The sequence below is a fragment of the Syntrophaceticus schinkii genome (assembly GCF_000946815.1).
GTDB classification, from domain to species: domain Bacteria; phylum Bacillota; class DSM-12270; order Thermacetogeniales; family Thermacetogeniaceae; genus Syntrophaceticus; species Syntrophaceticus schinkii.
The window spans coordinates 1-10,081 of the sequence record NZ_CDRZ01000300.1; the positions used below are offsets into that span (position 1 = coordinate 1).

Annotated in this window: 11 protein-coding genes; 1 reads left to right on the forward strand and 10 read right to left on the reverse strand. The window is 46.0% G+C overall.

The features are described from left to right. Positions 1-48: 48 nt before the first annotated feature. The 4 genes from SSCH_RS15800 to SSCH_RS15810 form a co-directional block, all read right to left on the reverse strand. Positions 49-441, reverse strand: coding sequence for a hypothetical protein (locus SSCH_RS15800; RefSeq protein WP_044666325.1), 393 nt, complete (start codon positions 439-441; stop codon positions 49-51). A 410-nt stretch (positions 442-851) separates the two neighbouring features. After that, complete coding sequence (locus SSCH_RS18550) at positions 852-1,007, reverse strand: hypothetical protein (protein ID WP_156972373.1); 156 nt, start codon at positions 1,005-1,007, stop codon at positions 852-854. 249 nt (positions 1,008-1,256) lie between these two features. Next, the gene (locus tag SSCH_RS15805) at positions 1,257-1,778 is read right to left on the reverse strand and encodes a metal-dependent hydrolase (protein ID WP_044666326.1); all 522 of its coding nucleotides are present in this window, start codon (positions 1,776-1,778) and stop codon (positions 1,257-1,259) included. Between the two features lie 408 nt (positions 1,779-2,186). Next, on the reverse strand, positions 2,187-3,437 hold the full coding sequence (locus SSCH_RS15810; protein WP_044666327.1) for a metal-dependent hydrolase family protein: 1,251 nt from the start codon (positions 3,435-3,437) through the stop codon (positions 2,187-2,189). A 568-nt stretch (positions 3,438-4,005) separates the two neighbouring features. On the opposite strand from SSCH_RS15810, the gene SSCH_RS19680 reads away from it, so the two are divergent. Continuing rightward, positions 4,006-4,206: a hypothetical protein gene (locus tag SSCH_RS19680; protein WP_044666328.1), complete on the forward strand. Its 201-nt coding sequence runs from the start codon at positions 4,006-4,008 to the stop codon at positions 4,204-4,206. A gap of 134 nt (positions 4,207-4,340) precedes the next feature. Here the strand turns inward: SSCH_RS19680 and pylD are convergent, their stop codons facing one another. The 6 genes from pylD to SSCH_RS15845 form a co-directional block, all read right to left on the reverse strand. Continuing rightward, complete coding sequence (gene pylD / locus SSCH_RS15820; protein WP_044666329.1) at positions 4,341-5,162, reverse strand: 3-methylornithyl-N6-L-lysine dehydrogenase PylD; 822 nt, start codon at positions 5,160-5,162, stop codon at positions 4,341-4,343. Positions 5,163-5,182: 20 nt separating this feature from the next. After that, the gene (gene pylSc, locus SSCH_RS15825) at positions 5,183-6,019 is read right to left on the reverse strand and encodes a pyrrolysine--tRNA(Pyl) ligase large subunit (RefSeq protein WP_044666330.1); all 837 of its coding nucleotides are present in this window, start codon (positions 6,017-6,019) and stop codon (positions 5,183-5,185) included. A gap of 265 nt (positions 6,020-6,284) precedes the next feature. Beyond that, the gene (gene pylSn / locus SSCH_RS15830) at positions 6,285-6,623 is read right to left on the reverse strand and encodes a pyrrolysine--tRNA(Pyl) ligase small subunit (RefSeq protein ID WP_044666333.1); all 339 of its coding nucleotides are present in this window, start codon (positions 6,621-6,623) and stop codon (positions 6,285-6,287) included. Between the two features lie 315 nt (positions 6,624-6,938). Continuing rightward, positions 6,939-8,054 carry a 3-methylornithine--L-lysine ligase PylC gene (gene pylC, locus SSCH_RS15835; RefSeq protein WP_044666331.1) on the reverse strand — a complete coding sequence of 372 codons (1,116 nt, stop codon included), beginning with the start codon at positions 8,052-8,054 and terminating at the stop codon, positions 6,939-6,941. Then, positions 8,054-9,142, reverse strand: a complete 1,089-nt coding sequence (pylB, locus tag SSCH_RS15840; RefSeq protein ID WP_232294539.1) for a methylornithine synthase PylB — start codon at positions 9,140-9,142, stop codon at positions 8,054-8,056. The genes pylC and pylB overlap by 1 nt, the downstream gene beginning before the upstream one ends. Positions 9,143-9,665: 523 nt before the next feature. Continuing rightward, positions 9,666-10,055, reverse strand: coding sequence for a DMT family transporter (locus SSCH_RS15845; protein WP_052835759.1), 390 nt, complete (start codon positions 10,053-10,055; stop codon positions 9,666-9,668). Between the last annotated feature and the right edge of the window lie 26 nt (positions 10,056-10,081).

A 10,081-nucleotide genomic window follows, 5' to 3' on the forward strand; every position in this document is an offset into this window, starting at 1 on the left:
TATCATAAATGACTAGCCAGGGACGAAGGCAAGGCGAAACGAACACAATCAACAAACCCACAAAATTCCAGACGAGATCTGCTGAACATTCTCAAACAAGATCTTTCCCCCATCGGTAAACAGGTTCCAGCAGATGAAAATATGGTGGTGGGGATCTGTAAAGCCTACAGGTGCGCCGGCTTGAAGATAAAAGATATACTGCAAAGCAAAGAGAGGGATTAACAACAGTGACAAAGACTGTCCCCTGCTCAGCGAACACTTTTCATAAAAAATATAAAATAATAGCGGAGCAGTCATCAGTAACATACTGATCACCAAGAGCCCCTGAATCTCACTTAAACCCCTGGCATTCACCAAAAAGAGCAGTGTCCCGATCAGTGTTATGAATAGACTCCCCAAATAAAAATTGGGGCTAAATCTGCTCTGTTGCTTTTCTTGCAAAACAAACAACTCCATTTCAGAGACGCGGGTTCAGAGACGCGGGGACGGTTCTCGCGTCTCATCCTCGCTTCTCATCTCTCTGCATGACAGGGGGACAGTCCTTCTATCACGCTTTCACGGATAGCTGGCGACAGTCACCCTTACCTGGTAACCTGTATATACAGATCATGGGTAGATGGTGACAGGCACCATTACTGGGAAACCTGTATATACCGGATGGTGACAGGTGCCTTTACTCGCGCACCATTACCACCCTTGCTGTTAGATGTAAATGTATACAAAATTCGCTACAGATTAACAAATTCCTGCAAACATACTTAACTGAAGATGGTGACAGGCACCATTACAGTCCGTTATGAATCGGCGGGAATCCAGGATATACGGTCATGTGTAGATGGTTACAATCACCATTACCTGGGTGCCACCATTACCTGGTAACGTGCTATATACTGGATGGTAACAGTCACCATTGCAATAAAGCAAGCCTGGCGGAAATGGATGTCAGAGGCCGGAAGTCGGAGGTCGGAAAAAAATATCCTAGCATCAACAAAGTTGACCGCAAACAAATCCCATGCCCCCTACTTTTTTAAGCAATAAAACAAGCCTGGCCAGTTAGTGGTTAGTGGTTAGTGGTTAGTCGTTAGTCGTTAGTCGTTAGTCGTTAGAAAAATGATTGTCCTGTTGCTCGTAAGTAGACAAGCAGATGAGCCTTTCACTGAATATGAATAAAGCAATAAAACCAGTCTGGATAATTGGTAGTTAGTAGTGGTTGGTCGTTGGTATAAAGATACCGCTGATAAAGCAAGCCTCTCCTGTTAGTGAGACGAACCTTTATTGAGTTTGAGTTGCTGCAGCAGCTCGAATGCAAAGACAACCAAAACCAGCAGGCCGATGATCTCGGGGATCAGCACTTGTGGATCAGTAAGCTTAGAAATCCACAGGCTCAACCAATCACCTGGATCACCTGTTGGAAATCCCCAGCCGTACAGAGGCCACAGGTAAGTCTCCGGTGCCTGCCACATAAAATCAAGGATGTGGTGCAGGGCAGTTCCTCCTGCCAGGACAAGCCCCCCTGAATTCCTTTTCCAAAACCAAACCACAAGGCCTATCCCCAGCATTAACAATAAAAACACCAGGGTATGGGAGTAAATCCGCCCATTCCTCAGCGGCAAGATCATTCCCCCCAGCGGTTTGTCGATCAGGTCCGGCAGCATCGACCCAATCAGCACCAGGCGATAATCAAGCAGCGCCGGCAGCCCCTTTTCCCGCCAGCCGGCTGCTCTTGCCATCACCTTTGCTGTTCCTAATGTAATCCCTGTGTGTGCAAAAAGAAGCATGTCATCATCCCATCAAATTCTCTATATAACTATATAGATAAAAGGACAATCACACAACAGAAACTACAGTGCCGACGCATCAAAAATAACCATATGCCTGCTCTGCTAAGAACCAAAGTTGGCAATTTATGCGATAAAAACTCTGGCCCTTTCGCTCAAACACCTCATACAGCGCCATGGTTGTGACTCATGCGTCAGTCCTGCAGAAACTGCGTTATATTATTAATTTTATCCAGTCCATAGCCTCTGGGCTTATTTAATTAGCTTCCTGACTCATCTATGACATGCTCCTTTTCATTTTTGTTTTCATCTGTATATCAGTCAACTGCACTTTGCCATACCACTCTCTTTGCCAGAAACACTGCTATACCATAGGGGGCTTATTAGGGGGCTTATTGAAAATTAATTTTACTGCCTTAAAAATTCCTCTCCCTTAACAACATTCCCCTCTTTCATGATTACCAGCATATTATCAACATCAAGGTTTTCAACATCTTCCAGTGGATTCTTGCTTAGAATGAGAAGGTCGGCAAACTTGCCTGCTTCTACAGTTCCTGTGATGTCATCGATCTTCAGCATCCCGGCTCCGTTTTTCGTGGCAGCCGCTATCATCTGCATCGGAGTCAGACCAGATGTGACAAGTGTTTTTGCCTCAGTGATGGCATATTTACCATATGGTGTCAGTGTGCTGCAAAAAGAATCTGAACCAACCACAATACGTATGCCTTTCTCTACTGCTGCCTGAAAGTTGGCAATTGTGCGATTAAGTTCTTTTTCAGCAGTGGTCTCTCCGGGGTAACTATCAAGAACCGGTCTGTATGGTGGTTCATATTCGCTGTACCACTCATAGAAAAACTGCATCGTCGGGCAGAAGGTAATGTCCTTCTCCTTCATGATATCGAGTGTTTCTTCGTTCAGCTCTTGGCCGTGGATGATACAGCTGACTCCGGCCCTTGCTGAATCCAGTGTACCACTGTACCCCTCACAGTGTGCCCAAACAGGCAGACCTACCATTGACGCCTCATCCACAACCGCCTTGATTTCTTCGAAGCAGTAATGCTGGTCAGCCTTGCGTTCCAGCCTCCATATTCCACCACCTGTTGCCCAAATCTTGATGGCATCGGGATTCTCACGAATACGCCTGCGGATGGCTTTACGCAGATCCCAGGGTCCGTCAACACGTTCGGCCCAGGGATGGGAAGCGTCATTATACTCAAGAGGAAGTTTGTGGGAATCACCATGACCTGCAGTACGGCAGAATCCAAGACCTGTAGTTATAACTCTCGGACCCGGTATAACACCCTGCTCGATCATGTTCCTGAGGTCAATACCGAAGCGGGATATTTCACCGACAGAAGTCAGACCATGTTCCAGTGCCTCTCTGGCTTGAGCTACTGAACATACTGCTTTTTGATAGAGCGGTTCCAATACCCAGTCAGTATCATCAGCGCTGAGATTGCCACAAAAGTGAAGATGGGTGTCAATAAGACCGGGCATAACTACATTGCCGCTGATGTCTTTAACTTCATATTCAGGGGCGATCTCTTTGTCAGGTCCTGCATATGCTATCTTTTGTCCATCAATCAAAACCAAGGATTTTTCAATTGGATCTTTTCCTGTACCATCAATCAATATTCCACCTTTTAGAGCCAGTTTCATCTTGTTTTCCTCCCATGTGCTAATCCGGTGTCAACACCCCATCCATTTATTAAAGAGCTGATTGCAACCTCTGTCGCCACACAAAATACCCATTTCTTTCTTGGGTTCAACCCCTTATTTTATTAATTTGATTTTATCGGAGAATTGACTTTAAGGCCAACTACCCTATAACCTAGATTCCCGGGAACACGTAACGAGGAGGGTATAGACCCGCATAAATATTGGAAAGTGACATCGTTAGGTAATTTTATCATAACGATGGTTTTTTAAGACAGCTGAGGCTTTAAATCCTTGATTTTATTGGACTTTAGCTGGTTCCTCGTTATTAATCGGCGGGAATCCAGGCTATAAATCACTATTTCTTGATCCTATACTCCTTTTCGGCTTCTTCGATAATTTCCCGAATTTGTTCACATTCCTGGCTGAAACCGCTCTTTCATTAACATCTATTTGATCAAGAGCATCGCACACTAATGCTGCTTTACCCACATCTGCTTTTATGGTTTCTCTATACTTACTCTTCCCTCACAAAAGTTTATAAAAACCTACTCTTTTCCCGTCCACAACAATGTCGTTTTTGGGTTTCTCCCTGCTTATAGAACAGTACTGGTGCACTGCGGATCGCATCCTCTACAACATACGCAGGAAAATTAAGCATATCGGTTCTCGGGAGGAAATAAAGGCACCCGGCGTGGTTGTCATCGGAACGGTCAAAGGTGACCTGCATGATATCGGCAAGAATTATAGAACTGCATCTTTTTTGTATTGATTATTATGGGATTACTGTGAATTCCAGTAAATATAGTTGCGCAATGAATATTTTTTTGGCGGGGAGTCCGGGAGTCCAACCCGGCTGCATAGATTTAGAGTCTATGTGATCCTGCCGATCCACCCCCCGCGAAGTTACCGCGAAAGCTGTAGTAAGGCCATTGCTAACATTGTTGCTACACCTATTTGCAGTGGGTCATGAATCAGCCCATCTTGTAGAGAGGGATAGGCTGTAGGTGTCAACCCCAGGGGCATACCAGGGCAGGCTATTTTGGTATCAGGATGTACATCATCTAACTCGATGAATCCCCCCTGGGGAGTTGCGTCAATGATATAGCGGTATGAGGCCAATGCCTTATCTAAATCTGATTCTATCTTGATACCGGCATCCTTTAATCTTTTAACTTTGGTGTCATCTATATCGAAAACAGCGGTTTTCGCTCCAAGTTTCTTGAGAAAGGCGATGGCACTGAGCCCCACAGGGCCTGCACCGAGAACCAGTACACTCTTTTCTTCAAGACCCTGGGCAATACCATCCAGTGCTGCTGTAAATCCTCTCCCTGTTGCTTCACCATTATCTACTGCTACACCTGTTTGAACATTCAAAGCGATAAACTTCAAATCATCAGCCATAAACAAGAGATTTGCACCGTGGGATATTGCTTCTGCTATCCCTGCCACATCTGTTTCATCGGTTACCACTGCTTGAAAACCGAGATGCTGTATAATACTCTGAACAGCGGTAGTGAAAGATGGGATAATACCCTCTCCGACAGTTATAGGGATAACAGCCGCTTTGCATGTCAATGCCCTTTCTATGACAGTCTTTTCGGGAATACCCGCGGCCATACAGGCCATCTGTCTCAAAGATAAACCTGTTTTCTCTATCAACTCGGAATCATATAGATCCAATTCCCTGTGGATTTCCTCTACATCTTCCTTGAGCAGACGAGTCATCGGGTAATTACCTCTTTCGATTAAATGTTCAAGCGCGCTCCATCCAGATAGGATAGACTGCGTCCCGCACGGCGAATGTTTTTATGGCCTTTTACAGTGACAACCAGCCGCTCAAGCCCAAAGCCGATTCCCACCCATGGGTCAACAATTCCCCACGGGGGATCCAGTTTGTGGGGCCCATAGGCACCTGAGCCGAGTTCTAGATCACCGGATATTACATCAATGGTGTTGCCATAAACATGGCATTCATCTTTTTCTAATCTGTAGTTTTTAATCCCCGCTGCATCCATTGCTATATTAGCAAGCTCTCTTAATCTCTCCTCCTGCTGGCCCTCCAGATCACCCAGCTCCACAAGATTCAACATAGTAAACTCGTTTAAATGATAAGCTCCCTGTGATTCCTTGCGAAAACAGGGACCAACCTCAAAAATTCTTACCGGTTTCCCCCACAGCCGCCGTAAGTCTCTTAATAAATGATACAAATTGGGAGCCAGCATCGGGCGCAAACACTTATCCTTATCAACCCAGAAGACCTGTTTTACCAAAGGATGTTCCGGGGTAATTGTCATCTTGTTGAGCATCCCTCTTGATAGAAGGATAGGGGTTACCACCTGGACAAAGCCTTCCTTGGTCAACCGATCCACCAATCTGCTCTCTAACTGACAGAGCAGCGGCCGTAAACTGTCGTTTTTTAAGGCCAGCAGTTCCTCCTTATTTTTCGCCGCCAGTTTCCGTTCCAGCTGTTTGAAATGCTCTTCTCGCTCCGCCGTATCCGCAAAAACCTGATCATGTAAGGCCTCATCAGCATCTAATTCGCTGAGGCGCTGTTTTTGGGTGGCAGTCCAGGTAACACTCATCACTTCATCCCCCAGTTAAATGGCCAGGAATATCCAGCCACATTAAAAAGCTAAGCCAGCTTCGACATATTTATATGCTTTTCGACATGCTGATCTTATTTCGACACTTCCTGTTATTTTCCTTGTTTGCATTATTAGTTTGTGGTTACTGCTCTTCTTCATCCAGCAAAAAGCATTGGATGCAGGTTCATGGCCCTGTCTCACCGCCTGATTCGGCTTCCTTATTCAGCAAATAGCATTGGATGAGCTCCTTGAGCAGTTATGTTCATCTCACAGGTTGTTTTTCTTCTTCTAGCCGGGAACCGTAGTGCTGTGCAAAAAACGTCTTTGAGTATTTCTCCAGCTTCCAGTCAGGTACCCGACAGGCTCTACAGGCATGAAAGGCCCACTTGTTGCGAAGCCAGCGGGCAGCACGGCTGTTCTTGGAAGTGCTCACCACAAATTTATGCCCACAGTGTGTGGTGATTTCCGCGTAAGCGCCCTTCCTCTCAATTGTCTTGATCCCATGCAGGACGCCGGTTCGTGAAGGCCACAGTTTAATCTTGGACAAGAGCCGAAAAAAGTCGACGCGTTTGCGATAGTATCTTTTCTTGGGCTTACTCATAACAAACCCCCTATGGAATATGGATGTCAGATGCCGGAGGTCGGAAGTCGGATAAAAGCTGGCATTTTTTACACAGGCTCCCATCCCCCGGATCCACTGCTCAACCCTATCGTGCACTGGGGACGGTTCCCGGTGCATTAGATGCAAGAGCACCAGAACAATCCCCTGCGTATCCGATACGCGTGCACCGGGGACTGTCCCCCGCGCATCCACTGTCACCTAAGCAATGGTACCACCAGAAGATGCAGTAATGCTTTGGCTGACTCTAAAAGGTGACAAGAGAACCGTCAGACTGTCACCTGCTGCGGATGTTTTCTATCCACCTGGCATGCGTTTTTCCCGTACTGGCCTGGGATTCGTGCGGTTTTTTCCGGTGATGATCAGTGTTGCTGTCCATGAGGTGCTGCCGGACACATAATCGGTCAGAGCCTCGTCCGCTCCGAAGAAATCCTGTTTATAGTTTAAACAGCCGGCCTGTGAGATAATATGCTCACCCAGTGTTTCAATTTTTCCTGGAGTAACCTTAACATGCTCATAGACGACTCCCCTCGGACTGGTTAGATCCGGATCCATCTCCACCTGCCCTCTCGTAAAGAGATCGTAAAGCATCACCAGCATGTTGATACCTGTTGACTTATATACCGTTGTCGGTGTCTGGCTGGGCAAACGGGCATCTATTTCCAGCACCTTTAGAATTCCATGGTCATTGATTACCTCAACATCCATGATCCCGGTCAACGGCAGCAGTTCTGCAATGCGCACGCCCAGATCTCGAAACTGCCTTTCCTGCTTTAGTGTCAGTTTTGTGGGAGCGTTCACCCTTTTACAGTCGTATCCGGGGTCAAACTCCAGGTCAGTGACTTGTAGAGGTACATAATTCCCTGGGCTGCCCACAACTTCAATAGAATAGGAGTCCCCTTCTATAAATTCCTGAATCAGGTAATTGTTCCGCTTGGAGCCTACCTCTTCAAAAAATAACGCCAACTCCCTCTCATCGGAGATCTTTTTGATTCCCTTACTGCCACTCATACCAGAAGGCTTGGCAATGACAGGAAATTGGCAATCAGGCCAGTAGCGAGGTGCCGGCATCCCCTTTTCCGCAAACAGCCTGTCCGATCTTTTCTTCGATGATGTAATGGCATAGGAGAAAAGGTCACAGGCTATGGGCACCCCTGCCCTTTGCGCAACCTCTTCCAAACACTCCAATACTGCCTCATCTTCAATAGCTGGTATGACAAAGTCAGCACCTCTAAGCACTCCTACTAACTTATCGGAATCCAGGAGTATATCCAGCCGGCAGAACTGGTCACATAAGCCCCTTGCCAGGGGAGATCCGTTCTTATCAATAAGAAGAACACTCCACCCCGCTTGACGGGCCAAATAGGCAGCCTCTACCCCCTGCAGCTTCCCCCCGGCCACAACTACACGCATTATGAAACGCTCACTTCCCTGGAACGCGGCCTCTGTAATTTCTCTTTTTCATTTAAAATCCAGCAACTGTACTCTTCAAGAGAAGCAGCCCTCATGCCCATTTGGTTTAAGACAGGAATAATTCCCTGTACTGTGCGGTATCCTTCGTTAATATCCTTGGTGCTCTGGGCAACCCCAGCCAGTCCAAGTTGTGGGGGAATAAGTGATGTGATCACATTAGCCCCGGCATTAATCCTTGCCTGCAGCCCCTCAACACCATCCACATCTAAGGATGCGGGGATCAAACGATCCGGCATCAGGATGCGCAGCAGCGCAATAACCAACAGTTCCCTAACCCGCGGGGGAGTTGTCCAATGATCCATGGGTGTTCCCTTTTGCGGCACAAAGCTCATCACCCTCACCTGGTGAGCTCCCAGTCTAAACATAGACTCTAGAGAAAATGCAAGGTCAGACAATGTCTCCCCTACACCTGTCAGTATTCCATCCTCCACCAACAATCCGCTCCGCATGGCATTTTTCTTGCTTGAAAAGCGGGCATCATAGCTCTGATTCAGCCGAAGCCGGCTAAATAACTCTCTATTGTGAGTCTCCTGGTAACAGGCAAACCAATCAGCACCAGCAATATAAAGATCACTTAAGACCTGCTCAGGCACAACCCCCGGGGATACCATCACCGGAAGACCGGTATTCATTTTAACCTTGTTAACCAATTTGACTAGAGAACCAAAACCATGCCGTTTGTAGTAAAAGGGGTCCTCCCCTAGAGTCAAGTCAATTAAATGCACCCCTGAATCTGCCACTCTTTTAGCTGCCTCAAGTACTTCTACCTCTGATTTGCGGTATCTATTGGGATGCATATTGGATTTTCTGTAATAGCAGAAGGTGCAGTCATTACGACACCATGTAGAGAAGTAGATAAAACCATACAAGAAAACCTTGTTTTGAAAATACCTGTCTCTCAATCTGCAGGCCAGTTCAAAAACCTGGTTCAACTCATCCGGTTTGCTCAATTCGAGAAGAAATTGCAATTCATGAGAGGAAAGAGGTTCGCCACGCTCCGCTTTCTGCAAGACATGACCTAGCTTCATGATCATCTTCCTTTCTTACTGAAATTGCTGGTGCCCTTAATAAATAAGTTGTTTATGACTTGTTTTTTTATTTTAGACTTAACGAGATGACGATAGTTGACAGGGACGGTCCCTTTTTACCTACAACATTCCCTAATTTCGTTTATGTTTTTCATCCTCTAAAATAGTGCTGCCATGGAAACAAGGGTATACTCCCTGACTATCTATGTTATCTTCCTCTCTTAATAGACGCAAAAACCATGCCAAAAAAACAGGAATGCGATGTTTCGATATCAGTTCCCCGGACATTATGAGTCTTTTTTCTGCCATGGTAAATAGATATTAATGAATGAAAGAAGAGAATTGTGTCGATAAGAAATGAATATCAGCTGGACAGTGGTTAGTCGTTGGAAAAGGACTATCTAAAGCAGGCAGTCCTCTTCTGATGTTCGGTGCTATGTTATAGTTAATTGCTATTTATGACTATTTTAACAGAGATTTATGATAACAAAAATTCATTTACCCTGTGTAATAGCACTGACAACTAATATTTTGGGCTTATATCTGTCACTTTCGACAGATGTTGCACATCATCTGCATCGGGCTGTCTTTTAGATGTCACTACTAAAACAGCTCCAATAAGAATCACCAGGCCACCCAGCAGCTGAAGGGTTGTCATTTTCTGTGACAGCAGAAGTGCGGAAAAAACCACAGCAGTCACCGGTTCAGCTGTGCATAATACAGAAGCAGTTGTGGAACCCACCAGCTTCATACCTGCCATAAAGGTGAATAGTGCAACAGATGTGAAAATTCCTGTGGCAACACAGGCCAGCCATGCCACCGTCGACATCTGATAGTTCAAGGTACCTGTTGCACTACCAAGCAAGAAAAGAGGGGCTGCAGTAAGTATAACAAATGAAAGCAGATGCAGCAATAGGTTCCAGCTTTTTCATACTCCGT

Coding starts and splice junctions, on each gene's coding strand:
- SSCH_RS15805 (WP_044666326.1), bottom strand. CDS start 1,778: ATGCTTCTTTTTGCACACACAGGGATTACATTAGGAACAGCAAAGGTG.
- SSCH_RS15810 (WP_044666327.1), bottom strand. CDS start 3,437: ATGAAACTGGCTCTAAAAGGTGGAATATTGATTGATGGTACAGGAAAA.
- SSCH_RS19680 (WP_044666328.1), top strand. CDS start 4,006: ATGTCGTTTTTGGGTTTCTCCCTGCTTATAGAACAGTACTGGTGCACT.
- pylD (WP_044666329.1), bottom strand. CDS start 5,162: ATGACTCGTCTGCTCAAGGAAGATGTAGAGGAAATCCACAGGGAATTG.
- pylSc (WP_044666330.1), bottom strand. CDS start 6,019: ATGAGTGTTACCTGGACTGCCACCCAAAAACAGCGCCTCAGCGAATTA.
- pylSn (WP_044666333.1), bottom strand. CDS start 6,623: ATGAGTAAGCCCAAGAAAAGATACTATCGCAAACGCGTCGACTTTTTT.
- pylC (WP_044666331.1), bottom strand. CDS start 8,054: ATGCGTGTAGTTGTGGCCGGGGGGAAGCTGCAGGGGGTAGAGGCTGCC.
- pylB (WP_232294539.1), bottom strand. CDS start 9,142: ATGAAGCTAGGTCATGTCTTGCAGAAAGCGGAGCGTGGCGAACCTCTT.